Origin of the sequence: Neoroseomonas terrae (genome assembly GCF_018129025.1) — a bacterium.
In the GTDB taxonomy this organism is placed as follows: Bacteria; Pseudomonadota; Alphaproteobacteria; order Acetobacterales; family Acetobacteraceae; genus Neoroseomonas; species Neoroseomonas terrae.
Genome location: NZ_JAAEDI010000032.1, coordinates 16413 through 42448, shown reverse-complemented (window position 1 = coordinate 42448; position 26036 = coordinate 16413). Strand labels below are relative to the sequence as shown.

General features: G+C 69.6%; 24 protein-coding genes. 12 read left to right on the top strand and 12 right to left on the bottom strand.

The genetic code is table 11. The features are described from left to right. Positions 1–77: 77 nt before the first annotated feature. Positions 78–578: a hypothetical protein gene (locus GXW78_RS23815; RefSeq protein ID WP_211871407.1), complete on the top strand. Its 501-nt coding sequence runs from the start codon at positions 78–80 to the stop codon at positions 576–578. Here GXW78_RS23815 and GXW78_RS23810 read toward each other — a convergent pair whose 3' ends face one another. From GXW78_RS23810 to GXW78_RS23795, 4 genes are read right to left on the bottom strand one after another with little or no spacing between them, the layout of a single operon-like run. After that, positions 579–977: an SRPBCC family protein gene (locus GXW78_RS23810; protein ID WP_211871406.1), complete on the bottom strand. Its 399-nt coding sequence runs from the start codon at positions 975–977 to the stop codon at positions 579–581. Further along, positions 977–1405 (bottom strand): alternative ribosome rescue aminoacyl-tRNA hydrolase ArfB, encoded by a 429-nt coding sequence (arfB, locus tag GXW78_RS23805; RefSeq protein WP_211871405.1) that lies wholly within the window; start codon positions 1403–1405, stop codon positions 977–979. Before arfB ends, GXW78_RS23810 begins: the two co-directional genes overlap by 1 nt. Then, a complete protein-coding gene (eutC, locus tag GXW78_RS23800; RefSeq protein WP_338147832.1) occupies positions 1399–2121 on the bottom strand; it encodes an ethanolamine ammonia-lyase subunit EutC in 723 nt (240 codons plus the stop codon). The genes arfB and eutC overlap by 7 nt, the downstream gene beginning before the upstream one ends. Beyond that, entirely contained in the window at positions 2118–3482 is a 1365-nt protein-coding gene (locus GXW78_RS23795) for an ethanolamine ammonia-lyase subunit EutB (protein WP_211871403.1), read from the bottom strand. The genes eutC and GXW78_RS23795 overlap by 4 nt, the downstream gene beginning before the upstream one ends. Before the next feature lie 87 nt (positions 3483–3569). Between GXW78_RS23795 and GXW78_RS23790 the strand changes: the two genes are divergently transcribed. From GXW78_RS23790 to GXW78_RS23770, 5 genes are all read left to right on the top strand, one after another. Continuing rightward, complete coding sequence (locus tag GXW78_RS23790; RefSeq protein WP_211871402.1) at positions 3570–4121, top strand: thiamine pyrophosphate-binding protein; 552 nt, start codon at positions 3570–3572, stop codon at positions 4119–4121. Between the two features lie 4 nt (positions 4122–4125). Beyond that, positions 4126–4728: a thiamine pyrophosphate-dependent enzyme gene (locus GXW78_RS23785; RefSeq protein WP_211871401.1), complete on the top strand. Its 603-nt coding sequence runs from the start codon at positions 4126–4128 to the stop codon at positions 4726–4728. 73 nt (positions 4729–4801) lie between these two features. Beyond that, on the top strand, positions 4802–5764 hold the full coding sequence (locus tag GXW78_RS23780; protein ID WP_211871400.1) for a Bug family tripartite tricarboxylate transporter substrate binding protein: 963 nt from the start codon (positions 4802–4804) through the stop codon (positions 5762–5764). Between the two features lie 14 nt (positions 5765–5778). Next, positions 5779–6753, top strand: a complete 975-nt coding sequence (locus GXW78_RS23775; protein ID WP_211871399.1) for a hydroxyacid dehydrogenase — start codon at positions 5779–5781, stop codon at positions 6751–6753. An 11-nt stretch (positions 6754–6764) separates the two neighbouring features. Further along, positions 6765–8135, top strand: a complete 1371-nt coding sequence (locus GXW78_RS23770) for an MmgE/PrpD family protein (RefSeq protein WP_211871398.1) — start codon at positions 6765–6767, stop codon at positions 8133–8135. A 357-nt stretch (positions 8136–8492) separates the two neighbouring features. On the opposite strand, the gene GXW78_RS23765 is transcribed toward GXW78_RS23770, so the two are convergent. Together GXW78_RS23765 and GXW78_RS23760 are read right to left on the bottom strand one after the other, a co-directional pair. Continuing rightward, entirely contained in the window at positions 8493–8990 is a 498-nt protein-coding gene (locus tag GXW78_RS23765) for a L,D-transpeptidase family protein (RefSeq protein WP_211871397.1), read from the bottom strand. Beyond that, on the bottom strand, positions 8987–10153 hold the full coding sequence (locus tag GXW78_RS23760) for a GTP cyclohydrolase II (protein ID WP_211871396.1): 1167 nt from the start codon (positions 10151–10153) through the stop codon (positions 8987–8989). Before GXW78_RS23760 ends, GXW78_RS23765 begins: the two co-directional genes overlap by 4 nt. 261 nt (positions 10154–10414) lie before the next feature. Between GXW78_RS23760 and GXW78_RS23755 the strand changes: the two genes are divergently transcribed. Together GXW78_RS23755 and GXW78_RS23750 are read left to right on the top strand one after the other, a co-directional pair. Next, positions 10415–11131, top strand: coding sequence for a response regulator transcription factor (locus GXW78_RS23755; protein ID WP_211871395.1), 717 nt, complete (start codon positions 10415–10417; stop codon positions 11129–11131). Positions 11132–11233: 102 nt separating this feature from the next. Continuing rightward, entirely contained in the window at positions 11234–11620 is a 387-nt protein-coding gene (locus GXW78_RS23750; protein ID WP_211871394.1) for a carboxymuconolactone decarboxylase family protein, read from the top strand. Positions 11621–11718: 98 nt separating this feature from the next. Here the strand turns inward: GXW78_RS23750 and GXW78_RS23745 are convergent, their stop codons facing one another. Next, positions 11719–13080: an ammonium transporter gene (locus tag GXW78_RS23745; RefSeq protein ID WP_211871393.1), complete on the bottom strand. Its 1362-nt coding sequence runs from the start codon at positions 13078–13080 to the stop codon at positions 11719–11721. A gap of 11 nt (positions 13081–13091) precedes the next feature. Then, the gene (locus GXW78_RS23740; protein WP_188971707.1) at positions 13092–13430 is read right to left on the bottom strand and encodes a P-II family nitrogen regulator; all 339 of its coding nucleotides are present in this window, start codon (positions 13428–13430) and stop codon (positions 13092–13094) included. A gap of 182 nt (positions 13431–13612) precedes the next feature. On the opposite strand from GXW78_RS23740, the gene GXW78_RS23735 reads away from it, so the two are divergent. After that, entirely contained in the window at positions 13613–14809 is a 1197-nt protein-coding gene (locus GXW78_RS23735) for a UbiH/UbiF/VisC/COQ6 family ubiquinone biosynthesis hydroxylase (RefSeq protein ID WP_211871392.1), read from the top strand. A 94-nt stretch (positions 14810–14903) separates the two neighbouring features. On the opposite strand, the gene acnA is transcribed toward GXW78_RS23735, so the two are convergent. Next, the gene (acnA, locus tag GXW78_RS23730) at positions 14904–17600 is read right to left on the bottom strand and encodes an aconitate hydratase AcnA (RefSeq protein WP_211871425.1); all 2697 of its coding nucleotides are present in this window, start codon (positions 17598–17600) and stop codon (positions 14904–14906) included. 102 nt (positions 17601–17702) lie between these two features. On the opposite strand from acnA, the gene ccmA reads away from it, so the two are divergent. The 3 genes from ccmA to GXW78_RS23715 all read left to right on the top strand — a co-directional run bounded on the left by ccmA (position 17703) and on the right by GXW78_RS23715 (position 22502). Continuing rightward, the gene (gene ccmA / locus GXW78_RS23725; RefSeq protein ID WP_338147831.1) at positions 17703–18314 is read left to right on the top strand and encodes a heme ABC exporter ATP-binding protein CcmA; all 612 of its coding nucleotides are present in this window, start codon (positions 17703–17705) and stop codon (positions 18312–18314) included. Then, positions 18311–18970 carry a heme exporter protein CcmB gene (gene ccmB, locus GXW78_RS23720; protein WP_211871391.1) on the top strand — a complete coding sequence of 220 codons (660 nt, stop codon included), beginning with the start codon at positions 18311–18313 and terminating at the stop codon, positions 18968–18970. Before ccmA ends, ccmB begins: the two co-directional genes overlap by 4 nt. A gap of 808 nt (positions 18971–19778) precedes the next feature. Beyond that, positions 19779–22502, top strand: coding sequence for a Hint domain-containing protein (locus GXW78_RS23715; protein WP_211871390.1), 2724 nt, complete (start codon positions 19779–19781; stop codon positions 22500–22502). A gap of 255 nt (positions 22503–22757) precedes the next feature. On the opposite strand, the gene GXW78_RS23710 is transcribed toward GXW78_RS23715, so the two are convergent. From GXW78_RS23710 to tsaD, 3 genes are all read right to left on the bottom strand, one after another. Further along, on the bottom strand, positions 22758–23741 hold the full coding sequence (locus GXW78_RS23710; protein ID WP_211871389.1) for an NAD(P)H-dependent glycerol-3-phosphate dehydrogenase: 984 nt from the start codon (positions 23739–23741) through the stop codon (positions 22758–22760). A 415-nt stretch (positions 23742–24156) separates the two neighbouring features. Continuing rightward, complete coding sequence (locus GXW78_RS23705; RefSeq protein ID WP_211871388.1) at positions 24157–24981, bottom strand: 23S rRNA (adenine(2030)-N(6))-methyltransferase RlmJ; 825 nt, start codon at positions 24979–24981, stop codon at positions 24157–24159. Then, positions 24978–26027 (bottom strand): tRNA (adenosine(37)-N6)-threonylcarbamoyltransferase complex transferase subunit TsaD, encoded by a 1050-nt coding sequence (tsaD, locus tag GXW78_RS23700; RefSeq protein ID WP_246522579.1) that lies wholly within the window; start codon positions 26025–26027, stop codon positions 24978–24980. The genes GXW78_RS23705 and tsaD overlap by 4 nt, the downstream gene beginning before the upstream one ends. Positions 26028–26036 lie beyond the last annotated feature (9 nt).

Here is a 26036-nt window from a genome sequence, read left to right as displayed (position 1 = left end):
GGACAGCGAAGCATTTCGGGTACAGGGCCGATCCGTTCCGGCATAAGATCACGGCGTCGGGAACGAGGAATGGCGCGGTGGCGAAGTCGGGGCTGATCGGGTTGGGTGGGGCGATCGCGATCGCCCTTGGCATGGCGCAGCCGGCGGCGGCGCAGGGGCTGGACCCGCAGGTGGGCCAGCCGCTGATGCAGATGATGCAGGCCGCGAACATGCAGTGCCAGCAGGGCAATCAGCAGGGCTGCATGCTGGTGCCGCAACTTCAGCAGGCGGCGCAGGAGCTGATGCAGGCGCAGATGGCCTGCCAGCAGGGCAATCCGCAGGCCTGCCAGATGTACCAGATGGGCGCCCAGCAGGTGATGATGGCGTACCAGCAGGCCTTCGGCGGCGGGATGATGGGTGGCGGTGGTGGCATGGCGCCGAACGCCGGCGGGTACTCGCCGCAGCAGCAGGCCTGGGACCACCAGCAGCGCATGCAGCAGCAGCAGTTCCAGTTCCAGCAGCAACAGCAGCAGTATCAGCAGCAGCAGCGGCAGAACGACTGGAACCACCAGCGCTTCATGGACACGCTGCGGCGATAGTCAGGCTTCGAGCAGGCGCTTGAGCGTCGCGAGGTCGCCGGCGACCGCCGTGGCGTCGCGCTCGAAATCGGCGTCCGACATGCCAGGCTGGCGGAACAGGGCGAAGATCACCTCCGCGCCCGATGCGTTCGGCAGGATGCGGACGGGCACGTCGACCTCACTGCCATCGGGCAGGATGACGGTGTGATCGATCACGCCGTAGTCGTTCCGCGGCGCGAAGCGCATGCGCAGACGGCCCTGCGGCGCGTCCACGAGCCAGTCGTCGCCGTCCCGCGTCACGCCGGAACCAAGGCCAGCCGCCCAACGCGGCAGGTTCTTCGGCTGCGAGGCGAAGGCGTAGACGTCGCGGGCGTCGCGCTCGATGGCGACGGTCAGGATGCGGCAGGGGCGGGTCGGCATCATTCGTCTCCAGGCCTGCCGCTGCGCAGGCGCTTCGTGGTGCCGCGACGGGTCTTCTCATCGACGCGGCGGGCCTTGGCGGCACGGGAGGGCTTGGTCTCCCGGCGCGGCGGCGGTGGTGGCGTCGCGGCCTCCCGCAACAACGCCAGCAGCCGCTCGAGAGCATCTTCACGGTTGCGTTCGCGCATCCGGTGCCGCTGCGCCGTGATGACAAGCACGCCGTCCTTCGTCATGCGCCGCCCGGCGAGCGTCGCGAGCCGCATCTTCACCGCCTCCGGCAGGTTGGACGAGGCCATCGCGGCGAAGCGGAGCTGAACCGCCGTCTCCAACTTGTTGACGTTCTGCCCGCCGGGGCCGGAGGCGCGGAGGAAATCCTCCGTCAGCTCATCCTCCTCGATGGCGATACGGGCGGTGACGCGAATCAGCATGGCGCGGGCAGGGCGGTAGCAGGCATGTCGTCCTTCAGCGCAACGCCGGTCGCGCCGAGCGTCTGCGCGGCGCGCAGCAGCCAGGCGGCCTTGGCGGCGGCTTCGTCATAGGTCAGGCCGCCGGGGCGGATATTGCTGATGCAGTTGCGCTCGGCATCCGTGCGCCCGCGGCGCGGCGTCCAGGTGAGGTAGAGGCCGAGGCTGTCGGTCGCCGAAAGCCCCGGGCGCTCACCGATCATCACCACGACGGCGGCGGCGCCGAGACGTTCGGCGATGTCGTCACCGAGCGCGACGCGGGCCTGTTCGGCAATGACGATCGGGCCGACGGGGAGAGGCAGCAGCGGCAGCAGGCGTTGCAGCACGGCCGGCGCGTGGCGCTGCACGCCGATGGCGCAGAGACCATCCGCGATGACGATGGCAACTGTGCCGGGCGCGCGCGGCAGTTCGGTGTCGTCGGCCAGGCGCCGCCCGAGATCCGGCCGCAGCAGGAAGGTCCGGCGATCCGGCGCGGCGCTGCGGACGCGCCGCACCGGGCGGTCGAGCGCCACCTCCAGCGCCCGCACATCGAGCCCCGACCACACCGCATCCCGTGCGCGGGCATGCGCTTCCTGGAAATCCAGATGCGCAGCGGTCGGCTGCGCCGTGCCGGCGCGGCCCAACCCGACACGGGCGTCGGTGAAGCGTCGCAGGTCGCGCCAGAGCGACGGCGTCGTCACGACAAGCCAATCAGCGCCGGCGAAAGCCGCGCGGGGATGCGATCCGTGTCGCTCCCGATGCCCATGCGCGCAAGCCATTCCTCGAACTCCGGCGCCGCGCGCTTGCCGAGCATCGCCCGCGCCGTCAGCCCGTCATGGAAAGAAGTTGATTGGTACGCAAGCATCACGTCATCCGCGCCGGGCACGCCCATCACATAGGTCACGCCGGCGACCGCGAGGCAGGTCAGCAGCGTATCCATGTCGTCCTGATCGGACTCGGCATGGTTGGTGTAGCAGACATCGACCCCCATCGGCAGGCCGAGCAACTTGCCGCAGCAATGATCCTCGAGCCCGGCGCGGATGATCTGCTTGCCGTCGAACAGGTATTCCGGGCCGATGAAGCCGACGACGGTGTTGACCAGCAACGGTGCGAATTCGCGCGCAACGGCGTAGGCGCGGGCCTCGATGGTCTGCTGGTCGACGCCGTGATGCGCCTCGGCGGACAGCGCGCTGCCCTGGCCGGTCTCGAAATACATCACGTTGTCGCCGACCGTGCCGCGCTTCAGCGACAATGCCTGCTCGCGCGCCTCCCGCAGCGTAGAGAGCGACACGCCGAAGGAAGTGTTGGTCGCCTCGGTACCGCCGATGGACTGGAATACCAGGTCGACCGGTGCGCCGCGATCCATCGCCAGCATCGTCGTCGTCACGTGCGACAGCACGCAGGATTGCGTCGGGATGGCGAAGCGGTCCCGCACGGTGTCGAGCATGTCGAGCACGCGCATCACCGCCTCGACATTGTCGGTCGCCGGGTTCACGCCGATCACCGCGTCGCCCGCGCCCAACAGCAGCCCGTCCAGCACCGAGGCCGCGATGCCGCGCGGATCGTCGGTCGGGTGGTTGGGCTGCAGGCGGATGGACAGCGTGCCCGGCAGGCCGATCGTGTTGCGGAAGCGCGTGATGACGCGGCACTTCGCCGCGACCTGGATCAGGTCCGCCACGCGCATGATCTTGGAGACGGCGGCGACCATCTCCGGCGTCAGGCCCGGCGCCAGCGCCGTGACCGCGGCGGGATCGGCCGCCAGCAACCAGTCGCGGAAGCCGCCGACCGTCAGGTGTCGGACCGGTGCGAAGGCCGCCACGTCGTGGCGGTCCATGATCAGCCGCGTGACCTCGTCGGCCTCATAGGGAATCACGGCCTCGGACAGGAAATGCGCCAGCGGCAGGTCGGCCAGGGCGCGCTGGGCGGCAACCCGCTCGGCCGCACTCTCCGCCGCCACCCCGGCCAGCGCGTCGCCCGACCGCGGCGGCGTGGCGCGCGCCATCAGCGCCTTCAGGTCTCCGAAGACGTAACGCGTGCCGCCGATGGTCTGCGCGAAGGGCATGGCCTCATGATGCCGCGCCGAGCGGCGGTCTTGCCAGCCCGACGCCTCGCCCTAGGATGCAGGCAGCCTGAATTTCCGAGGAAACGGATGGATCCCAACGCGATCGACAAGGCGCCGGATGCTGCCGACGCCTGGCCGGACCAGATCTACGACCTGCTGAAGAAGCACGAGATCCGGCAGGTCTGCCTGGTGCCGGATGCGGGCCATTCTCGCCTGATCAAGCGCTGCCTGGCCGACAACGAGATCATCGTCACCACCCTGACGACCGAGGAAGAAGGCATCGCCCTGATGCAGGGCGCCTGGCTCGGCGGGGACAAGTCGGTGCTGCTGATGCAGTCCTCCGGCGTCGGCAACTGCATCAACATGCTGTCGCTGTCGCACATCCATCGCTGCCCGATGCCGATGCTGGTGACGATGCGCGGCGATTTCGGGGAGTTCAACCCGGCCCAGGTGCCGATGGGCAACGCCACCCAGGCGGTGCTGGAAGCCATGGGCACGCTGGTGAAGCGCGCCGACACGCCGGAGGACATCGCGCCGACCGTCGATGCCGTGATCCGCATGGCCTTCAACACCTTCCGCCCCGCCGCGGCCCTGATCGGCCAGCGCGTGATCGGCGCCAAGACCTTCGGCAAGGATTGAGACGATGCTTGCGGAATCCGGAAAACTCGACCGTCGCGAACTGACCCGCGCGCTGCTGGCCGACCGCGGTGATCTGGCGGTGATCGCCGGCCTCGGCGCGCCCTGCTGGGACATCACGGCGGTGGGCGACCACAAGCTGAACCTACCGCTGTGGGGCGGCATGGGTGCGGCGGCGATGATCGGGCTCGGCCTCGCGCAGGCGCAGCCGACGCGGCCCGTGCTGGTGCTGACGGGCGATGGCGAGATGCTGATGGGCATCGGCGCGCTCGCCACCATCGCGGTGAAGAAGCCGAAGAACCTCGCCATCGTCGTGCAGGACAACGAGCATTACGGCGAGACCGGCATGCAGGAGACGGCGACGAAATACGGCGTCGATCTGGTCGCCATGGCGAAGGGCGCCGGCTTCAAGCACACGATGTTCGTGACGAAGCCCGAGGAAGTGCCCGCGCTGCGCGCCGCGATCCATGCGGGCGACGGGCCGTTCTTCGCCGTCGCCAAGATCGACGCCGGCAGCAAGAAGCTGGTCCTGCCGCCCCGCGATGGTGCCGCCATCCAGCACCGGATGCGCGAAGCGATCCTGGGGGACGCCGCCTACCACCAGCTTTGAGAGCAGCGGCGGCCGGCACACCCGGCCGCCGTCCCGAACCAGGCCGGCGACAGACCGGCGATCGGAGGAAACGATGTATCGCCGCAGTCTCATCGCCGCCGCCCTGGCCACGCCTGCCCTCGCACAGGCGCAGGCATCCTGGTCGCCGGACCGGCCGATCCGCATGGTCGTGCCCTTCGCACCGGGGGGCAGCTCCGACGTGACGGCACGGCTGGTGGCCGAGGCCATCTCGGCCCGGCTCGACCAGCCCGTGGTGGTCGAGAACCGGCCCGGCGCCGGCGGCAACATCGGCTCCGAGGCCGTCGCGCGCGCCACGCCCGATGGGTACACGCTGCTGCTCGGAACCAGCTCGACCCACGCCACCAATGCCGCGCTGTACCGCAACATCCCGTTCAACGCGCAGCGCGACTTCGCGCCGGTCAGCCAGGTCGCCTTCATCCCGAATTTGCTGGTCATCAGCCCGGATGTGCCGGCGCAGGACCTCCCGGCGCTCATCGCCCTGGGCAAGGCCCGGCCGGGCAGCCTGAACTTCGGCAATGCGGGTTCCGGCACGTCCCAGCATTTGTCCGCCGCCATGATCGCGGCGAAGGCCGGGATCGAGGTGACGCACGTCGCCTATCGCGGCGGCGCGCCCGCCGTGACGGACCTGATCGGCGGCAAGATCCAGGCGATGGCCGCGCCGCTGGTCGAGGTCATCGCCCATGTCCAGGCCGGGCGGCTGCGCGCCATCGCCATCACCACCGCGCGGCGTTCCGCCCTGCTGCCGCAGGTGCCGACCATCGCCGAGACCATTCCCGGCTTCGAGGTCGCGCTGTGGAACGGCATCTTCGCCCCCGCCGGCACGCCCGCCCCGGTCGTGCTGCGCGTGTCGAACGAGATCGCGACCGTGCTGCGCACCGATGCGCTGCGCGCGAAGCTCGCCGAACAGGGCAGCGAGCCGGTCGGGTCCAACCCCGAGGCCTTCGCCACCTTCATCGCCGCCGAGATCCCGAAATGGGCGGAACTCGTCCGCATCTCCGGCGCCACCGTCGAGTAAGCAGGGAACCATCCATGCCGCACGTCGTCTGCCTCCGCCCGCTCCATCCCGATGCCATGGCGCGGCTGCGCGCCGAGCCGGGCTACACGGTCACGATGCTCGACCCGGTGACGCCGGAGACGCTGGCCGAGCCGATGAGGACGGCGGATGCCATCATCGTGCGCTCGACGAAGATCGACCGCGCCTTCCTCGCCAATGCCCCGGCGCTGCGCATCTGCGCCCGCCACGGCGTCGGCTATGACGCCGTGGATGTCGAGGCGCTGACGGAACGCGGCATCCCGCTGACCGTCACCCCGGATGCCAATGCCGTTTCGGTTGCCGAACACGCGATGATGCTGATGCTGACCACGGCGCGGCGCACCATCGACTATGATCGCAACACCAAGGCACTGGACTGGGGCCCGAAGCCGTCGCTGCGCACGCTGGACCTCGCGGGGCTGACCGTGCTGGTGGTGGGCTTCGGGCGGATCGGCGGGCGGGTGGCGCGGCTATGCGCCGCCTTCGGGATGGATGTGCTGGTCCACGACCCCTACATTCCGCAGAACACCATCAAGGGCGCGGGATTCAAGCCGGTGAAGGTGCTGCATGAAGGCCTGGCCGCCGCCGATATCGTGACCACCCACTGCCCGTCCAACATCGAGACGCGCGGCATGGTCAATGCGGCCTTCTTCGCCGCCATGAAGCCGGGTGCCGCCTATATCAACACGGCGCGTGGGACGCTGGTGGACGAGACGGCGTTGACCAATGCGCTGAAGACCGGCCATCTGGGCGCGGCCGGCCTCGACGTGTTCTGGGAGGAGCCGGTGACCACCAAGCTGCCCTTCCTCGACTTCGCCAATGTCGTCGTCTCGCCGCACTCGGCGGCGGCGACGGATCAATCCACCCGCCGCATGGGGCTGTCCTGCGCCGAGAGCATCTTCGCCCATCTCAAGGGCCAGCTCGACCCCGACGTCGTCATCAACAAGGAGGTGCTCCGCGGCAACGCGTGAGCAGCATGACTATGACGAATCCGCTCCTCGTCCTCGCCGACCACGCCGCCACCTGGAAGTCGCGCCCGCTCGATACCGAGGTCGCGCATCACGCGCGACGCGCCCTGGTGGACTGGTTCGCCGCCCTTCTCGCCGGCGCCTGGCGGGAGCCTGCCACGCTGATGTCCGCCGCCCTGGAGGACGAGACGCGCGGCGGCGGCGGCGCTGTCTGCTACGTCTCAGGGCGGCGCGTGCCGGTGCGCCATGCCGCGCTGCTGAACGGCACGGCGTCCCACACGGTCGAGTTCGACGACATCTATCGCTACGCCGTCTATCACCCGGGCTGCCCGACGATCGCGGCTGCGCTGGCCGCGGCCCAGGCGCGCGGCGTGACGATGGAGACGCTGCTGCGCTCCCTCGCCGCCGGCTATGAGGTGTCCTGCCGCATCGGCCGCGCGGTGCAGCCGTCGCACTACGATTTCTGGCACACTACCGGGACGGTCGGCACCTTCGGCGCCGCCGCATCCGTCGCCGTGCTGCTGGATTGCGACGAGACGCGCATCGCGCATGCCATCGCGACGGCTGCCACGATGGCGTCGGGGCTGCAGCAGGCTTTCCGCGGCGAGGGCATGTCGAAGCCTCTGCATCCCGGCCATGCGGCCGAGGCCGGCGCGCTTGCCGCCATGTCCGCCGCGAAGGGCATGACTGGCGCGCTGGACGTGCTGCACGGCCCGGCCGGCTTCGCGGCCGCGACCAGCGAGGACACCGGCAAGTGGGAGATGGCGCTGGCCGGGATCGGCAAGCCTTTCGCCATCACTGACATGACCTTCAAGAACCATGGCTGCTGCGGCCACATCTTCGCCGCGCTGGACGCCGTGCGCGACCTGCATCTCGAGAACGGCTTCAAGCCGGAAGATGTCGAGAGCGTGCTGATCGGCGGCTACAAGGCCACGAAGGAAGTCTGCGACCGGCCGAATGCCATGACGGAGCAGGATTGCCGGTTCTCCGCGCAATTCACGGCCGCGACCATGCTGCGGCATGGTGGTGTGCGACTCGTTGCCTTCACGCCGGACCGTCTGGCGGATCCGGAGACGCGTGCGCTGATGGCGAAGGTGTCGGTGACGCTTGACCCCGAATGCGCGGCGGCGTTCCCGTCCAAGCGGTCCGCGAAGGTGACGATCACGCTGAAGGATGGCCGCGTGCTGAACAGGCACCAGCATACGCGCAAGGGCGATCCCGATGCGCCGCTGTCCGACCAGGACCTGTCCGACAAGTTCCTGGAACTGACGTCGGATGCGGTGGGATCCGCGCCGGCGAAGGCGCTGCTGGCCCAGCTCTGGGAAGGGTCCTCGCTGCCGGGGATCGTGCCGCTTGTGGCGACGCAGGCGCGCGCAGCCGAGTGAGGACGGTCGTCCTCCTCAGCCGCTCCGGGATCGGCGGGCGCACGCCGCTCGCCTCCTGCTGAAGGCCCGTCGGATCTACCGTCGGAGGTCGGAGGGGCGCTGCCCCTCCGAACCACCCCGCCAGGGGTTGGACCCCCTGGACCGCAAGCTGTTGGTGCCGGGCACTGAGGCTTCGTTGCCGCCGCCAGGCGCGTTTCGTGCGCCAAATCGAGTCTCGGCGCGATTCTAACCATGGTGCACGGCGCCAATTTAAGGTTTCCAAACGCCTTTCGGCCTTTGGTGGGGTGGCTTGGAGGGGCAAAGCCCCTCCAACTCAACAGCCGAAGTGCCAGCGCCCCTCCGGCCAAGGCAGCCTCCTCAGCCCCGAATCTCCAGCGCCGCCATCCCCTCTGACAGCAGGCGCCGTAGTTCCGCCTCAGGCAGCGCGACGCAGCCCTCGGTCGGTGGCAGGCCGGGCCGTGCGAGGTGCAGGAAGATCGCGCTGCCGCGCCCGCGCACTACCGGCGCGTCGTTCCAGCCAAGCACGCCGATGACGTCGTAGACCGTATCGTCGCGCCACAGGCGCTCGTGGCGGGCGCCATGCGGCAGCCGAATACGGGTGTTGTAGGCTGGGTCCCCCACGTCGTCGCACCAGCCGTCCTCGGGCGCGATCGGCTCGGCGGGAATGGCGCCGCCAGGGCGCGGGCCGCGGTCGGCTCGCCACAGCAGGCGGCGGATCGGCAGCAGGCCGACCGGGGTCGCGCCATCCCCTTCCCGCTTGTCGGAACGAATGCCGCCGGCACCGATCGCGCAGCGCAGCGTCTGGCCGCGAAAGCGCAGCAGGGCGTCGGGCGTGACGATGGCCGTGCCACTCATTCCGGCAGCAAGTGGCCGAAGCGTGCCGCCTTGGTGCGAAGATAGCCATCGTTCACCCCGTTCGGGTCAAAGGCGTGGGCTTCGCGGCCCAGCACCTCGATGCCGCAGGCGGCAAGGCCATTGATCTTGTCAGGGTTGTTCGTCAGCAGCCGCACGCGCTCGACGCCGAGGACGCGCAGCATCGTGGCGGCGACGAGGAAATTGCGTTCGTCGGCACCGTAGCCCAGCGCGCGGTTGGCATCGAGCGTATCGAGCCCGCCATCCTGCAGCGTATAGGCGCGCAGCTTGTTCACCAGTCCGATGCCACGGCCTTCCTGGGCGAGATACAGCAGCACACCGCCGGCCGGGTCGGCAGCCATGCGAGCGATCGCGCCGCGGAGCTGCGGGCCGCAATCGCAGCGCAAGCTGCCGAGCAGGTCGCCGGTGAAGCATTCGGAATGTGCTCGCACCAGCGGCGCGCCGCCCTCCACGGCGGTCCGTTCAGGCGTGCCGACCAGAATCGCCAGATGCTCGATGCCGCCGTCCGCGGCGCGGAACGCGACGACGCGCGCATCCCGTGCGCCTTCGAGCGGCACGCGCGCGTCGGCAACGCGCGTCAGCGACGTCGCGGCGGTCGCTGGATAGTCGATGACGTCGGCGGCATCGACGGCGAGCAGCGACATCCGTGCGGCCGCCACCGGCCCGGCTGGCGCGGCGACCAGCGCCGGCAGCAGGCGCCCGAGCTTCGCCAGCGCAATCGCGGCGTGGGCGAGCGGCGGAGCCGTCACACGCTCGGGCTGCTCCGGCAGCATGCGGTCAGCGGTCGGGTCGGCGAGGCTGCGCAGGACCTCCGGCTCGGTCAGGGTGGGGTTCAGCCGTAGGGCTACGGCACCCTCATCCTCGGGGGCATGGGGCACGGGGCGTTGCAGCACGGCGGCAGCCCGCATCGGCGCGAGCAGAAGCACAGGCGCAGCGTGCGCCGCGTCCGAAAGCTCGGCCAGGCCGAGAGCGCCGACGGTTTCGGCCGCGGCAACCACGAGGCAGGCATCCGGCCCGTTCAGCAGCACAGGCGTCCCGCGGCGCAACTCGGCCACGGCGCGATGGACTTGCCGGAGCGCCAGGATGCGCGAATCGCGCGCGGCATCGATCTGGGTCTCGGCGGCGCGGCTGCCTTGTGGCGTCATGGACTGGCGTTCCGTAGGGTGATTCGATGGCGCGCCCGAACTATGGCGTGCCGAAGGCAGCACATCGATGCTGGATGTGGTACGTTTCCTTGCGTCGTCCAGTTCCCCAGCCCCGCCATCACAGCTGCGCGATTTGACCCTATCGGCAGGGCAGGCGCTGGCACAAGAAAGCGTAGCGGTTCATACGTCACGCAAGTTTTTTTGAAACCGTTTCGCCGGCCGGCGGTTGAAACCGCTGAGAGATAGAGGGGATCAGCTCGTATGGCAGGGCCGCGTCCGGTTCTTATCGTGGAGGATGATGCGGCGCTGGCCGCGACCTTGAAGGACCAGTTGGCGCTGGACAGCGAGTTTGAGCCGTCCGTGGCGGGGCGGCTCACCGAGGCAGAGGCGTTGCTGGCCACGGCTGGGGTACATTTCGACCTTATTCTGCTGGACCTGACTCTGCCGGACGGCGATGGACGCGAGTTCTGCGTGCGCATCCGCCGCAGCGGCTTCCGCATGCCGATCATCATGCTGACCGGCTCCGACGCGGAGGCGGACATCGTGAGCGGCCTCGATGCGGGGGCGAATGACTACATCGCGAAGCCGTTCCGCCTGGCAGAGCTGCTGGCGCGCATCCGCGTGCAGCTGCGCGTCTACGACAGCAGTGAGGACGCCATCTTCCAGGTCGGGCCGTATTTGTTCCGCCCGGCGGCGAAGCAGCTGCACGACCCCGCCAACGGGAAGCGCCTGCGCCTGACCGAGAAGGAAGCGGCGATCCTGAAGTTCCTCTACCGCGCCGGCGGCAAGCCGGTGCCGCGGCAGATCCTGCTGAACGAGGTGTGGGGGTACAACAGCAACGTGACGACCCATACGCTCGAGACGCACATCTACCGCCTGCGGCAGAAGATCGAGCCGAACCCGGCGGAGACCCGCATCCTGGTGACGGAGACCGGAGGCTACCGCCTGGAGCTGGCCGCCCCGGGCGAGCCGGGCTGATGCAGCGCAGCCTTTCCGACGGCGAGATCGTCGGACAGGCAACGGGATCGCGTCCTGGGTTGTCGCAGCGGCTATATGCCGAACCATGACGCGGCCCGGAATATGAGCCGACTCATCTCGTACGACGAAGCACCGCCCGAGGTCCGGGCGGTGTTCGACGACATCAAGGCCGCACGCGGCGTCGCCGACGTGAACAACTTCTGGAAGGCGCTCGCCGTCCATCCGCCCACGCTCGCGCGGACGTGGGAAAGCCTGAAGCATGTGATGGCACCCGGCGCGCTCGATCCGCTGGTCAAGGAGATGCTGTACCTCACGGCCTCCGCCGCGGCGGGGTGCACCTATTGCGTCACCTCCCATACCGCGGCGGCGAGGACGAAGGGCATGACGCCGGAGATGCATGGCGAGTTGCTCGCCGTGCTCGGCATGGCAGCCGAGACGAACCGGCTGGCGGAAGCCCTGCGCGTCCCGGTGGACGAAGCGTTCGGCTGAATCGAGCAGGGCAAGGCGGAAAAGGATGCGGGCGCGGAGGCAAGCCCCGCGCCCGGTCCGGTCGGTTGGCGGGACGGGGCAGCCGCCCCGATCCCGGTTCAGTTCAGGCGCTCTCCATGCAGCGTGACGTCGAGGCCCTCGCGTTCCTCTTCCTCGCTCACGCGCAGGCCGATCACCACGTCGACGATCTTCAGCAGGATGAAGGTCGACACCGCCGTGAAGACGATGGTCGCGCCCACCGCCGTGCACTGCTTGATGAACTGCGCCATCGAGCCGCTGACGCCTTCCGGCGAGGCCGTGGTGGCCGAGAGCGGGCCATAGGCCAGGAAGCCCACCATCAGCGCACCGACGATGCCGCAGATGCCATGCACGCCGAAGGCGTCCAGGCTGTCGTCATAGCCCAGCGCGTGCTTCAGCGCCGTTGCGCCCCAGAAGCCGGCCAGGCCGGCAACCACGCCGATGATCAGCGCGGAGCCCGGCAGGACGAAGCCAGCCGCCGGGGTGATGGCGACAAGGCCCGCCACCGCGCCCGAGATGGCGCCGAGCACGGACGGCTTGCCCTTCGTCATCCACTCGATGACCACCCAGGAGAGCGTCGCGCCCGCCGCCGCGATCTGCGTGACCAGCATCGCCATGCCCGCGCGCCCGCCGCCCGACGATGCCGCCGAGCCGGCGTTGAAGCCGAACCAGCCCACCCACAGCAGGGAGGCGCCGATGACGGCGAGGCCGAGGTTGAACGGCGACATGTTCTCGGTGCCGTAGCCGATGCGCTTGCCGAGGACGATAGCGGCGACCAGGCCGGCCACGCCGGCATTGATGTGCACCACCGTGCCGCCCGCGAAGTCGAGCGCGCCGTCCTGGAACAGCCAGCCATTCGGATGCCACACCCAGTGCGCGACCGGCGAATAGACCAGCAGCGACCACAGGGTGATGAACACCACCAGCGCGGAGAACTTCATGCGGTCCGCCACCGCGCCGGTGATCAGCGCGGCGGTGATGATCGCGAAGGTCATCTGGAACATCATGAAGATCGTCTCGGGCACGGTGAAGGCCACCGCGGAATCGCCCGTGCCCAGCGAGAAGGGCTGGTCCCACTTGTCCGCCACGCCGGCGAGCAGCACGCGGGAGAAGTCGCCGAAATAGGCCCCACCCTCACCGAAGGCGATGGAATAGCCCGCCACCATCCACAACACCGAGACGAGCGCGGTGATGAAGAAGGACTGCATCATCGTGGCGAGCACGTTCTTCTTGCGGACCATGCCCGCGTAGAAGAGCGCGACGCCCGGGATCGTCATCATCAGCACCAGGGCGGTGGAGGTGAGCATCCAGGCGGCATCGCCCGTATCCACCTTCGGGGCTTCCTGGGCCATCGCGGGCATCGCCGCGACCATCATGGCAGCGGCGGCGAGCCCGCCGCGCGCAAGAATGCGCTTCACCTTGCTTGTATCCTTTCCGTGCATGGCCGTCCGCCTCACAGCGCCGAGTTGTCGGACTCGCCCGTGCGGATGCGCAGGGCGCGCTCCACATCCAGGACGAAGATCTTGCCGTCGCCGATCTTGCCGGTGCGCGCGGTCGTGGCGATCGCCTCGACGACGGCGTCGGCGAGCTCGGCCGGCACGGCGACCTCGATCTTCACCTTGGGCAGGAAGCTCACGTGGTATTCGGCACCGCGGTAGATCTCGGTCTGGCCCTTCTGCCGGCCGAACCCCTTCACCTCGGTCACCGTCAGCCCCTGCACGCCGAGCGGGGTGAGCGCCTCGCGCACCTCATCCAGCTTGAAGGGCTTGATCACTGCCATCACCAGTTTCATGGCGCCGTCCTGTTCCTTCTCTCGGCGGATGCGGGACTTCATTCCAAGTCCCGTGCCACAGGCGAAACCGGGCGTTGCATAGGGATCCGCGCGATGTCGCCGGAACAGGCGCCAATGAATCGGGCATCTGCCTGATTTGAAGGCATGATGGCAGGTGAAGCCGCCGCGCGTAGAATGACCGCATGAACGAGGTCGAGGTCTGCATCCTGGGCGCCGGGCCGGTCGGCGCCACGCTGGCGGCGGCGCTGGCCGCGGGTGGCGTTCGCACCGCGGTGGTCGATGCCGCCCCGCTGCCACCGATGGAACTGCCTGCCTTCGATGGCCGCGCCTATGCCATCGCCCTTACGTCCCGCCGGCTGCTCGACGCCGCCGGGGTGTGGGAGAAGCTGCCCGCCGAACCCTGCCCGATCCACGGGATCCGGGTCGCCGATGGCCGGCCGGGCGAACGCGCCTCACCGCTGTCGCTGCATTTCGACCACGCGGAGCTCACCGACGAGCCTTTCGGCTGGATGGTCGAGGCGCGCGCGCTGCGCGTCGCGCTGAATGCGCGCCTGCCATTGCTGCCTGAACTCTCGGTCTTCGCGCCGGCAACGGCTTCCGTCACGCGCATGGCGGAGGGCGTCATCGTCCACCTCTCGACGGGGGAGGAAGTCCGCGCGCGCCTCGTCGTCGGCGCCGAAGGACGTCGGTCCCCGCTGCGCGAGGCCGCGGGCATCCCGGTGACGCGGCTCGACTACCATTGCCTCGGCATCGTCGGCGCCATCGCGCATGAGAAGCCGCACCACAACCAGGCGGTCGAGCAATTCCTGCCCTCCGGCCCCTTCGCGCAGCTTCCGATGACCGGCACCGACGGCCACCCGCATGTCAGCGCCATCGTATGGACCGAGCGCACCGCGGTGGCGACCCGCTGCCTCGCGATGGACGACGCGGCCTATGGCCGGCAGATCGCGGCACGGATCGGCGATCATCTCGGCGCCGTCACGCCGATCGGGCGGCGCTGGTCCTATTCGCTCTCGGCCATGCACGCGATGCGCTACGTGGACCAGCGGCTCGCGCTGGTGGGCGATGCCGCGCACGGCATCCATCCCATCGCCGGGCAGGGGTTGAACCTCGGCTTCCGCGACGTCGCCGTGCTGGCCGATCTGGTGACGGCGGCGGTGCAGGCCGGGGAAGACCCGGGCGCACCCGCGCTGCTCGCGCGCTATCAGGCGGCACGGCGCCCGGACAGCCTGCTGATGCTCGGCGCGACGCACGGGCTGGAGCGGCTGTTCACGTCCCGCCTGCCGCCGGTGCGGCTGGCGCGGCGGCTCGGTATCGCAGCCGTGGACCGGGTGCCGGGGTTGAAGCGGTTCTTCGCACGGCGAGCGATGGGAATGTGACGCGGGGTCGCTGACGGTCGCGCAGCGGGACAGAAGAAGGGCGCGGCCCCTTCCGGAACCGCGCCCTTCGATCGTCCTCGGCGATGGCGGCGGCTTATGCCGCCTTCGCCATCCCGCGCAGCACGTAGTGCAGTATGCCGCCGTTCTTGTAGTACTCGACCTCGTCGGCCGTATCGACGCGGCAGAGCACCTGGGTGTTCACCTTCGAGCCATCGGCGCGGGTGATAACCACATCCATCATCATGCGCGGGCGGAGATTCTCGACATCCAGGATGTCGATGGTCTCGTCGCCGGTCAGGCCGAGCGTCTCCCGGCTCTCGCCTTCCTTGAAGACCAGCGGCAGCACGCCCATGCCGACGAGGTTCGAGCGGTGGATGCGCTCGAAGCTCTCTGCGATGACCGCCTTCACGCCGAGCAGGAAGGTGCCCTTCGCCGCCCAGTCGCGCGAGGAGCCCGTGCCGTACTCCTTGCCGCCGATGACGACCAGCGGCACGCCTTCCTTCTTGTACATCATGGCGACGTCGTAGATCGGCGCCACGGTGCCGGACGGGTAGTGCTTCGAGATGCCGCCTTCGACGCCGGGCACCATCTCGTTCTTGATGCGGATGTTGGCGAAGGTGCCGCGCATCATGACTTCGTGGTTGCCGCGGCGCGCGCCGTAGCTGTTGAAGTCCGCCTGCCGCACCTGGTGTTCCAGCAGGTATTCGCCCGCCGGCGACGCCTTCTTGATCGAACCGGCCGGGGAGATGTGGTCCGTCGTGATCGAGTCACCGAGCTCGGCCAGGATGCGCGCGCCCTTGATCGAGGAAACCGCGCCCGGCTCCATCGTCATGCCCTCGAAATAGGGCGGGTTCTGCACATAGGTGGAGCCCGAGTTCCAGCGATAGGTGTCGCTGTCCGCGTCGACGCGGATCGCCTGCCACTGCTGCGGACCCTTGAACACGTCGCCGTAGCGCTCCTGGAACATGGCGCGCGTCACGACGGCATGCACCGTGTCCGACACTTCCTTCTGCGTCGGCCAGATGTCCTTCAGGAAAACCGGCTGGCCGTCCTTCCCGTTGCCGATCGGTTCCTTCGTCAGGTCCTTCTTCACCGTGCCGGCGAGCGAGTAGGCAACCACCAGCGGCGGGGAAGCGAGGTAGTTCGCGCGGACATTGGCGTGCACGCGGCCTTCGAAGTTCCGGTTGCCCGACAGCACCGAGGTCACGACCAGCTTGTTGCCTTCGACCGCATCCACGATCGGGTCCGCGAGCGGACCGGAATTGCCGATGCAGGTGGTGCAGCCATAGCCGACAGTCTGGAAGCCCAGCGCATCGAGGTAGGTCTGCAGGCCTGACTTATCCAGGTACTCGGTCACGACCTGGGAGCCCGGCGCGAGCGAGGTCTTCACCCACGGCTTCGCGGTCAGCCCCTTCTCCACCGCCTTCTTCGCGACGAGGCCGGCGGCCACGAGCACATAGGGGTTCGAGGTGTTGGTGCAGGAGGTGATCGCCGCGATCACCACGTCGCCATGGCCAAGGTCGTACTCGGCACCCTCGACGGCGACGCGCAGATCGGCCTTGTCGCCGGGCACGCCCATCGTGCCCGCCGCGAGGTCCTTGCCAAAGGCAGCGCCGACGCCGTCCAGCGCCACGCGGTCCTGCGGCCGCTTCGGGCCAGCCATGGAGGGACCGACGCTCGCGAGGTCGAGCTCCAGCGTGTCGGTGAAGACCGGATCGGGCGTGTCCTTCTCGCGGAACATGCCCTGCGCCTTCAGATAGTCGCGCGTCAGGTTGATGCGGTGCTCGTCGCGGCCGGACAGGCTGAGGTAGCCGAGCGTCGTCTCGTCCACCGGGAAGAAGCCGCAGGTCGCCCCGTACTCCGGCGCCATGTTGCCGATGGTCGCACGGTCGGCGAGCGGCAGCTCATCGAGGCCCGGGCCGAAGAATTCGACGAACTTGCCGACCACACCCTTCTTGCGGAGCATCTGGGTGACGGTCAGCACCAGGTCGGTCGCGGTGACGCCTTCCTTCAGCTTGCCGTGCATCTTGAAGCCGATGACGTCGGGGATGAGCATGGCGATCGGCTGGCCGAGCATGGCCGCCTCGGCCTCGATGCCGCCGACGCCCCAGCCCAGCACGCCGAGGCCGTTCACCATCGTCGTGTGGCTGTCCGTGCCGTAGCAGCTGTCTGGGAAGGCGAAGGTGTCGCCGGTGTCGGTCGCGGTCCAGACCACCTGCGCCAGGTACTCGAGGTTCACCTGGTGGCAGATGCCGGTGCCCGGCGGGACGACGCGGAAGTTGTTGAACGCCTCCTGGCCCCAGCGGAGAAACTCGTAGCGCTCGCCGTTGCGCTCGAACTCGATGTCGACGTTCTGCTGCAGCGCGGTCGGCGTGCCGGAGACGTCCACCATCACCGAGTGGTCGATGACGAGGTCGACCGGCACAAGCGGGTTCACCTTGCGCGGGTCACCGCCGAGCTTCAGCAGCGCATCGCGCATCGCGGCGAGGTCGACGACGGCGGGCACGCCCGTGAAGTCCTGCAGCAGGATGCGCGCCGGACGGAACGGCACTTCCTTGGTCGAGCGGCCTTCCTTCACCCACTCCGCGATCTTCTTCGCGTCGTCCACGGTGTAGGAGCGCCCATCCTCGAAGCGCAGCACGTTCTCGAGCAGCACCTTCAGGCTGTAGGGCAGGCGGGCGATGTCGCCGATGCTCTTGGCCGCCTCGGGCAGGCTGAAGTAGTGATAGGTCTTGCCGTCCACCGCTAGGGTGCGGCGGGTCTTCAGGCTGTCCTGCCCGATCATCCGCATGGTTGGGGTGCCCTTCATTCGGTCCGAAGCCGCACTCGCGGCTGCACAAACGGGCGGTTTAAAGCATGACGGCCGGAAACGGTCCATGGAGTGGGGGCAGGTTTGAGCGAAACAGGCGAGGCGATGCTTGAGGTGCATGACCTCGCCTGCCTGCGGGGCGACCGCGTCGTATTCTCGGGCCTGTCCCTGAGATTGTCGGCGGGCGCTGCATTGTTGCTGACAGGCGCGAATGGCGCCGGCAAGTCGACAATGCTTCGCATTCTCACTGGACTACTTCGCCCTGCGGAAGGCGCGGTGCTGTGGCGTGGCGAAGACATCGCGCTGGACCCGGCGGCCCATGCCGCGCGGTTGCGCTACCTCTCGCACCAGGATGCACTGAAGCCGGCGCTGACCGTCGCGGAGAACCTGACCTTCTTTGCCGGGCTTACCGGCGGTTCGGTTGAGGCGGCGCTCGATGCCGTGGCGCTCGCGCCCCTCGCGGACCTGCCCGCACGGGTGCTGTCGTCGGGCCAGAAGCGGCGCCTGGCGCTGGCCCGACTTGCCTTGGCACCGGTGCCGCTCTGGCTGCTCGACGAGCCGACCACGGGGCTGGACGCAGCGTCGGTCGAACGGCTCGGGCCGCTGCTGGCGGCGCATCGCGCGGCGGGGGGCATCGTCGTCGCGGCGACGCATATCCCCCTTCCCTTACCTGATGCGCAGGAGTTGCGACTGTGAGGGCCTTCGCCGCGCTGCTGGCGCGCGAAATCCGCCTGGCGCTGCGTCACCCGGCCGACACGCTGGCGGCGGTGCTGTTCTTCGTGCTGGTCGCGGCGCTGTTTCCCTTCGGCGTGGGGCCGGCGCCGGAGACGCTGGCGCGGCTCGCCCCCGGGGCGCTGTTTGCGTCGGCGCTGCTGGCGGCACTGCTGCCGCTCGATCGCCTGTTCGGCGCGGATGCGGAAGATGGGACGCTGGACCAGCTTCTCCTGTCCGGCCTCCCGCGGGGTGGAATCGCGGCAGCGAAGGCGCTGGGGCACTGGATCACCACGGGATGGCCGCTGCTTGCCGCTACGCCGATCGCTGCCGCGTTGCTCAACCTGCCGGTCCAGGCCTGGGGCGCGGCGCTGGCGGCGCTGGCGCTCGCGACGGCACTGCTGTCGCTGCTCGGAACGGTGGGGGCGGCGCTGACGCTCGGGGCGCGACGAGGATCAGTACTGCTGCCGCTTCTTGTGTTGCCGCTGGCGATCCCTGCCGTGATCTTTGGGGCCGCGGCGATCGAGGCGGCGGCGGCCGGGTTGTCGCCGGCGCCGTTCCTCTTGCTGCTTGGCGCCGGTGTGTCCTTGGCTGCGCCACTCGCACCGCTGGCGGCGGGGGCCGCGCTGACGGTGGACTGATTCGGCCCTGCTGAGCTTCCCGCGGCGCCTCTAATAATCACGATTTTGTGATGTTTGTTTCGAAGGTGCGAGGTGGTTGCACCCCGCTGGCCGCAGGTCACGCGATGCACGCGACGCGCGCATCCGCGGCTCCTGATCGGGGGTCACACATCGGCGCGGAAATCAGCCGCGATCCAGTCCAGGTCATTTTCTGATCGCCACGTTTGGCTGCTCAAGGGTTTCCCGTTCACTCAACCTTAACGAGTATCATTAGGCGGAAATCTCTCACACCGGGAATCCTTCGCTGAAATTTACGCCATTGCGGCGGAGAACACGGCCCGCAACAAGGTTGTCCATCTCATTTTTGGCGCTTTGATTCCGAATATGCTCCGCCCGGTGCCCGCATCCAGCCGCCCGACCCGCGCACCCGCCCCCCCGGCGGGTGCGCGGGTCGCGCGACGCTTGGCGGCGCTGGCCCGGCGCGGTGTGCGGATCGTCCTGCGCGAAGCGGTCTCACTTGGTGCGGCCACCTCTCCGATGCGGGACAGCCAGGCCGAGATGCCGAGCAAGGGGGTCGCGTCACCGCCTGCTCTCACGCAGACCGCGGCGAGGGCGCCGCGACCGCCTTCCCGACCTGCCAGCGCCCGGCGCCCGGCCGGCAAGCGCGGCCGAGGGGCCGGACGAGCGGGCCCCTCCGGCCACGCGCCTCTTCGCAATCACCGTCCCTTTCCGCCCCACAGCGCACTGCGCCGTGGGGTTCTTCGCGTTTCAACCCGCCGCCGCGGCCCTGTGCGCCGGTGTGACCAGATCCTGAGGAGAGACAGTTCCAATGGCCACGATTAACGGCACGACCGGCGACGACACCATCACGGGCGGCGGCTGGCCCTGGGCACCCAATAACTCGAGCCCCGGCGTCTCGGGCAATACGACGGACCAGGCCGACCTGATCTTCGGTGACAGCCTCAACGGCGGCGCGAACATCACCCTCGGCGGCGACGACACGATCAATGCGCGTGGCGGCAACGACACCGTCTATGGCCAGGGCGGCAACGACACTGTCTCGGGCGGTGACGGCAACGACCTGATCTACGGCGGCGTCGGCAACGACAGCCTCACCGGCGACAGCGGCAACGACACCATCGAAGGCGGCGCCGGCGCCGACTACATGCGCGGCGGCAGCGGCACGGACGAGCTGTCCTATTCCTCTGATACGGCGGGCGTGACTGTCAGCATCATCGACGGCACGGCCTCCGGCGGCGATGCCCAGGGCGACAACATTGGCATCAATCAGTTCGAGAACCTGCGCGGTGGCTGGGGTAACGACCATCTCACCGGCGGCTCGACGGCGGACAACGTGCTCTGGGGCGGCGCCGGTAACGACACGATCGTCACGAACTACGGCGACACGGCTTATGGCGAAGCCGGCGACGACTACCTAATCGGCACCGCACCACAGTCCGGCGAGGAGGATATGGACCTCCTCGACGGCGGCGACGGCAACGACACCATTCTCGGCCAGGGCGGGCGGGATACGCTGATCGGCGGCGCGGGCAACGACAGCATCGTCGGCGGCGCGCAGGCGGAATCGATCGACGCGGGTTCCGGCGACGACACGGTGGTCGCGACGCTCGGCAATGACACCATCCAGGCCGGTGACGGCATCGACCTGTTGGACTTCTCCAACATCAGCGGCGCTGTCACGGCGAGCCTCGGCGCGACGTCCGGCGTGAACGTGACGGGCGGCGCAGGCAGCGACCGTGCCTACGGGTTCGAGAACGCGATCGGCGGCTCGGGCAATGACAGCATCTTCGGCGGAAGCGGCGACACGGCCAACCAGTTCTGGGGCGGCGCCGGCAATGACACGCTGAACGGCGGCGGCGGCAACGACACGCTCAACGGCGGTGCGGGCAACGACAGCCTCATCGGCGGTTCCGGCACCGACCTTGCCGACTACAGCAGCGCCACCAGCGACGTCGTCGTCAATCTGAACAACAGCGGCAACGGCACCGGCCAGGGCGGCGCCGATGTCGGTAGCGATTCGCTGACCGGCATCGAGAACGTCACCGGCGGCGCCGGCGACGACTCCATCGTCAGCACTGGCAACGCGAACAACCTCTTCGACGGCGGCGCCGGCAACGATACGCTGAGCGGCGGCGGCGGCGACGACACGCTGATCGGCGGCACCGGCGACGACTGGGCCTCGTACAACGGCACCGGCTCGGCCGTGACCGTGACACTGGACGAATCCGGCAACGGCACGGCCACCGGCGCGGCGGGCAACGACACGCTCCAGGGCATCGAGAACATCCTCGGCGGCAGCGGGGGCGACTCGCTGACGGGCAACAGCGACGACAACACCATCAACGGCGGCGGCGGCAACGACACCATCGTTGGCGGTGGCGGCAACGACAGCCTCGTCGGTGGATCCGGCAACGACAGCCTGGTCGGCGGGTCCGGCAACGAGACGATCGACGGCGGTGCGAACGACGACACCGTCGTCGGCTCGGCCGGCAACGACAGCCTGGTCGGCGGCGGCGGCACCAACACGCTCGACTACTCGGGTTCGGATGCGCCGGTGGTGCTCGACCTGAGTGCCGACACCGTCAATGATGGCCAGGGTGGCATCGACACCATCTCCGACTTCGGCAACTACGTTCTCGGCGATGGCAACGATACGGTGATTGCCGGCGGCGGTGCCGACACCATTCATCTCGGCGGCGGCGACGACAGCTATTCCTGGTCCGACGGGGGTGGCAACGACACGATCTACCTCGGCGGCGGCAACGACACCCTGGACTTCCAGGGCTGGACCGGCGGCGGCGACGATCCGTGGGAAACGGTCGACGGCGGCGACGGGTCGACGCTGTTCTACAATACGGTGAACGGCGGCGACGGGCCCGACACCATCACCGTCTACGGCTACGACCCTGACAACGACGTCATCGTCTGCTTCGCCGAAGGCACGCGCATCGCGACTGCCCGCGGCGAAGTGCCGGTCGAGCACCTGCGCGCGGGCGACCTCGTGGTGGCGGCCCATGGCGGTGCGCCGCTGCAGCCGCTGGTCTGGGTCGGCCGCACCCAGGTGAACGTCGCGCGCCAGCGCGACCGCGCGAAGGCCGCGCCGATCCTGATCAAGGCCGGCGCCCTGGCCTCGGGCGTGCCCTTCCGCGACCTGCGCGTCAGCCCCGAGCACGCCATCCACCTCGATGGCCGCCTGGTGCCGGCACGGCTGCTGGTGAACGGCACCAACATCGTGCAGGAGCTGTGGGTTCGCGAGGTCACCTACTATCACGTTGAACTCGAGCACCACGGCCTCGTGGTTTCCGAGGGCGCGGTGACCGAGACCTACTTCGACGACGGCAATCGCCACCTCTTCGACAATGCGAAGGTGGCCGCGCTGGTCGTGGACTTCGAGGCGATGCGCAGCAACGGGCGCTATCGCGCCGCGGCTTGCGCGCCGGTCCTCGAGGAAGGGGACGCGGCGCTGGACGGCATCCGCGCCCGCATCGCGGCGCGGGCCGACCAGCCGGCGCGCCGCGTCAAGGCCGGCTGACGCCGCCACGGCGGGGGGGCAGTCGCCCCCTCGCGACGGCCCGTCACTGCCTGGATACACATCGGTTCGCCATCGATCGCGGTAGCACCCGCGCGGCGACCGCGACGGTTCCTATCGCGTCGCACGGGGCGAGATCGCTCGCGTCGGCAAGCTCGAGCAGATTCTGCCTCAGTTGCGACAGGCGCCGATCACCGGCACGCCGTCCGGGGCGCAGGCCCCACGATGCCGAGGCGCGCGCACCGTCTGCCCCGCAGGCTATTCGGCGCGCTGCGGGCGCGCGAGCAGCCGGGCCATCGCCTCCGGCACGGTGATGCGTTCCGCCACGAGGTCGGCCACCGCTTCGCAGATCGGCAGTTCCACCCCGGCCGCCGCGGCGCGCGCGACGATCGCGGGCGCTGTTGCCACACCCTCCGTCACGCCGGCCCGCCCCGCCAGCACCGCGGCCAGGCTCTCGCCTCGTCCCAACGCCAGGCCGAGCGACATGTTGCGACTGCCCGGCCCGGCGCAGGTCAGCATCAGGTCGCCCAACCCGGTCAGGCCCGCCGCCGTCTCCGCGCGGCCACCCAGTGCGACGGCAAGGCGCGACAGCTCCGCCAGGCCGCGCGTGACCAGCGCCGCGCGGGCATTCTCCCCCAGCCCCGCCCCTATCACTGCGCCGGCAGCGATGGCGATGACATTCTTCGCCGCGCCGCCGACCTCCGCGCCGATCGGGTCCTCCCCGCCATACAGCCGGAAGGCGGGCGAGGAGAGCAGCGCGAGCCCAGCCTCCCGCAGCGCCGGGTCGGCCGCGGCGACGACCGCGGCGGCGGGCAGGCCGCGCGCGACCTCATGCGCGAAATTCGGCCCTGACAGCACGCCCGCAGACAGGCCGGGACGGATCGCCTCGATGATCTCGAGCGGCAGGCGCAGCGTCGACGCCTCCACGCCCTTGCAGCAGGCGAGCAGTGGCACGCCGCGCACCGGCATCGCAGCCAGCACGCGCGCGAGCGCCTGGGCCGGCACGACCATCAGCGCCAGCGCAGCGCCGCCCAGCGCTTCTTCGGCATCCGCGGTGACCTTGACGGCGTCGGGAAGTGCGATGCCGGGCAGGTAACGCTGATTGACGCGCGCGGCCGCAATGGCCTCGGCCCGGGCAGTATCCCGTGCCCAGAGCGCCACGTCGCAGCCGGCGCGGGCCGCCTGGATGGCGAGCGCGGTTCCCCAGGCGCCGGCGCCGAGGATGGCGGTCTTCGCGGTCATGGGCGGCTCCCGGGGAAAGGCGTTGTGCCGTTCTGATGGCCGCGTCGGCTTCGCCATTGGAGAACGGAGGGGCTCCGCCCCTCCGAACCACCCCGCCAGGGGGTTGGACCCCCTGGACCGCAATCTGTTGGCGCCCGGCGCAGCAGCCAAGTCGGACCGTCCACGTGTGCTTCGTGCGCGAGGGCGCCTTCCGGCATCGTTTCCGCCCATGCCGCCCGGCGCCAAATAGAGGTTTGCAAAGGCCTTTCGGCCTTTGCTGGGGTGGCTTGGAGGGGCAACGCCCCTCCAACGACAACAGCGGAAATCTCAGGACGACCAGGAGGGCATTTCGGCCTTTGGCGGCCTGTGCTCCGGAGATGGGCGAAGCTCCATTCGGACCACCGTGCGCGCCCCGCAAACTTAAGCGCTTCCCGCCTCATTCCGCCGCGACCCTCGTCACCGAGACCCCCGCGCCGGCCTCGTGCTCCAGCACTCCCAGCAGCGCCGCCAGTATCGTGCCCGCTGCTTCCTCGAAGCCGAAGGGCGGGTTCATCACCAGCAGGCCGCTGCCGTTCAGTCGGCGCGGGTCGGTCGGTTCACGCAGCCAGAGCTCTGCCGCGACCACATCCCGTACGCCGGCGGCGCGCAGCGCGTCGTGGAAATCCCGCACCGGCGAGCGGTGCTTCACCGGGTACCAGGCGGCGACGATGCCGGCACGGAACCGGCGGTGCAGCTGGGCGATGGCGGCGGCGAGGCGGTCGAACTCGTCACCCTGCTCGAAGGGCGGGTCCATGAGGATCAGGCCGCGGCGTTCGGGGAAAGGCGCCAGGGCACGGATCGCCTCATAGGCGTCGCGGTGGTGCACGGCCACCTGGCGATCCCGGGCGAAGTGGGCGCGGAGGGCAGCATGGTCCTCGGGATGCAGCTCGCAGCAGGCGAGCCGGTCCTGCGGGCGCAGCACGGCGCGGATCAGCGCAGGGGAACCGGGGTAGCGCGCCGGGAACCCCTGGCCCACCAGGGCGGCGACGAAGGGCGTCAGCGGACCCTCCGTGATGCCCCGCAGCCGCAGCGCGCCGCGCGCGGCCTCTCCGGTGCGCGCGGCCTCATCCGCTGCAAGGTCATACATCCCGCGCCCGGCATGGGTATCGAGCACAGCGAACGGCGCGTCCTTCCGCTTCAGCGCATCGAGCAGCAGCAGCAACAGCGCATGCTTCAGGCAATCCGCGTGGTTCCCGGCATGGAAGGCGTGGCGGTAGTTCATGCCGCGCCGGTCAGTTCCGCGAGCGGCCAGCGTGGCCGCGGATTGTGGTCCATCGGGTCGGTCAGGCCGGCGCGCAGGCGCTCGATCCCGGCCCAGGCGACCATGACGGCGTTGTCGGTACACAGCCGCAGCGGTGGCGCCAGCATCGGCACACCCAACGCGGCAGCCGCGGCGGCGAGGGAGGTACGCACCGCGCCATTCGCCGCGACGCCGCCCGCCACCACGACGGCAGTCGCCTGCGGCACCATCGCCAGAGCATGCTTCGCGCGGTCGGCCAGGACGGCGGCGACGGAGGCCTGGAACGACGCCGCCACATCCTCCCGCGCCGCGCCCTGCGCCAGGGCTCGCGCGACGGCCGTCTTGAGACCGGAGAAGGAGAAATCGCAACCCGGCCGGCCGAACAGCGGCCGCGGCAGCGGCACGGCCCGCGCATCGCCGACCCCGGCCAGCCGTTCCAGATGCGGCCCACCCGGCCAGGGCAGGCCCATCAGCTTGGCGGCCTTGTCGAAGGCCTCTCCCACCGCGTCATCCAGCGTGGTGCCAAGCCGCCGGTACTGCCCGAGCCCCTCCACCGCCACACACTGGCAATGCCCTCCCGAGACCAGCAGCAGCAGGTACGGAAAGGCGGGCGCCCCGGCTTCCAGCAGCCCCGGCAGCCGCGCAGTCAGGGCATGGGCCTCGAGGTGGTTCACCGCGACGAAGGGCAGGCCGTGGGCGATCGCCACCCCCTTGCCGAAGGAAGCGCCGACGATCAGTCCACCGATCAGTCCCGGCCCCGAGGTAGCTGCCACCGCGCCGAGATCGCCATAAGTCAGCCCTGCGCGCTGCAGCACTGTTTCCGCCAGGCCGGGCAGGGCCGCCAGATGCGCCCGCGCCGCGATCTCAGGCACCACGCCGCCGAAGACGGCGTGTTCCTTCTCCTGGCTCAACACCGCCTCGGCCAGGATCGCGCCGTCCGGCGCGAGCACGGCCGCGGCCGTCTCGTCGCAGCTGCTCTCCAGCCCCAGGACGGGGCCGCGCAGCGTCATCACATCTTTCGCGCCCATGGGCGGGGT

What these genes read in the sequence shown, in the direction of transcription:
- arfB (WP_211871405.1), bottom strand. Translation starts at nt 1,405, where the DNA reads ATGCTGATTCGCGTCACCGCCCGTATCGCCATCGAGGAGGATGAGCTG.
- GXW78_RS23770 (WP_211871398.1), top strand. Translation starts at nt 6,765, where the DNA reads ATGACGAATCCGCTCCTCGTCCTCGCCGACCACGCCGCCACCTGGAAG.
- GXW78_RS23715 (WP_211871390.1), top strand. Translation starts at nt 19,779, where the DNA reads ATGGCCACGATTAACGGCACGACCGGCGACGACACCATCACGGGCGGC.
- GXW78_RS23750 (WP_211871394.1), top strand. Translation starts at nt 11,234, where the DNA reads ATGAGCCGACTCATCTCGTACGACGAAGCACCGCCCGAGGTCCGGGCG.
- GXW78_RS23735 (WP_211871392.1), top strand. Translation starts at nt 13,613, where the DNA reads ATGAACGAGGTCGAGGTCTGCATCCTGGGCGCCGGGCCGGTCGGCGCC.
- acnA (WP_211871425.1), bottom strand. Translation starts at nt 17,600, where the DNA reads ATGCGGATGATCGGGCAGGACAGCCTGAAGACCCGCCGCACCCTAGCG.
- GXW78_RS23780 (WP_211871400.1), top strand. Translation starts at nt 4,802, where the DNA reads ATGTATCGCCGCAGTCTCATCGCCGCCGCCCTGGCCACGCCTGCCCTC.
- GXW78_RS23740 (WP_188971707.1), bottom strand. Translation starts at nt 13,430, where the DNA reads ATGAAACTGGTGATGGCAGTGATCAAGCCCTTCAAGCTGGATGAGGTG.
- tsaD (WP_246522579.1), bottom strand. Translation starts at nt 26,027, where the DNA reads ATGGGCGCGAAAGATGTGATGACGCTGCGCGGCCCCGTCCTGGGGCTG.
- GXW78_RS23785 (WP_211871401.1), top strand. Translation starts at nt 4,126, where the DNA reads ATGCTTGCGGAATCCGGAAAACTCGACCGTCGCGAACTGACCCGCGCG.
- GXW78_RS23775 (WP_211871399.1), top strand. Translation starts at nt 5,779, where the DNA reads ATGCCGCACGTCGTCTGCCTCCGCCCGCTCCATCCCGATGCCATGGCG.
- GXW78_RS23810 (WP_211871406.1), bottom strand. Translation starts at nt 977, where the DNA reads ATGCCGACCCGCCCCTGCCGCATCCTGACCGTCGCCATCGAGCGCGAC.
- GXW78_RS23760 (WP_211871396.1), bottom strand. Translation starts at nt 10,153, where the DNA reads ATGACGCCACAAGGCAGCCGCGCCGCCGAGACCCAGATCGATGCCGCG.
- GXW78_RS23705 (WP_211871388.1), bottom strand. Translation starts at nt 24,981, where the DNA reads ATGAACTACCGCCACGCCTTCCATGCCGGGAACCACGCGGATTGCCTG.
- GXW78_RS23745 (WP_211871393.1), bottom strand. Translation starts at nt 13,080, where the DNA reads ATGCACGGAAAGGATACAAGCAAGGTGAAGCGCATTCTTGCGCGCGGC.
- GXW78_RS23795 (WP_211871403.1), bottom strand. Translation starts at nt 3,482, where the DNA reads ATGCCCTTCGCGCAGACCATCGGCGGCACGCGTTACGTCTTCGGAGAC.
- GXW78_RS23755 (WP_211871395.1), top strand. Translation starts at nt 10,415, where the DNA reads ATGGCAGGGCCGCGTCCGGTTCTTATCGTGGAGGATGATGCGGCGCTG.
- GXW78_RS23790 (WP_211871402.1), top strand. Translation starts at nt 3,570, where the DNA reads ATGGATCCCAACGCGATCGACAAGGCGCCGGATGCTGCCGACGCCTGG.
- GXW78_RS23765 (WP_211871397.1), bottom strand. Translation starts at nt 8,990, where the DNA reads ATGAGTGGCACGGCCATCGTCACGCCCGACGCCCTGCTGCGCTTTCGC.
- GXW78_RS23710 (WP_211871389.1), bottom strand. Translation starts at nt 23,741, where the DNA reads ATGACCGCGAAGACCGCCATCCTCGGCGCCGGCGCCTGGGGAACCGCG.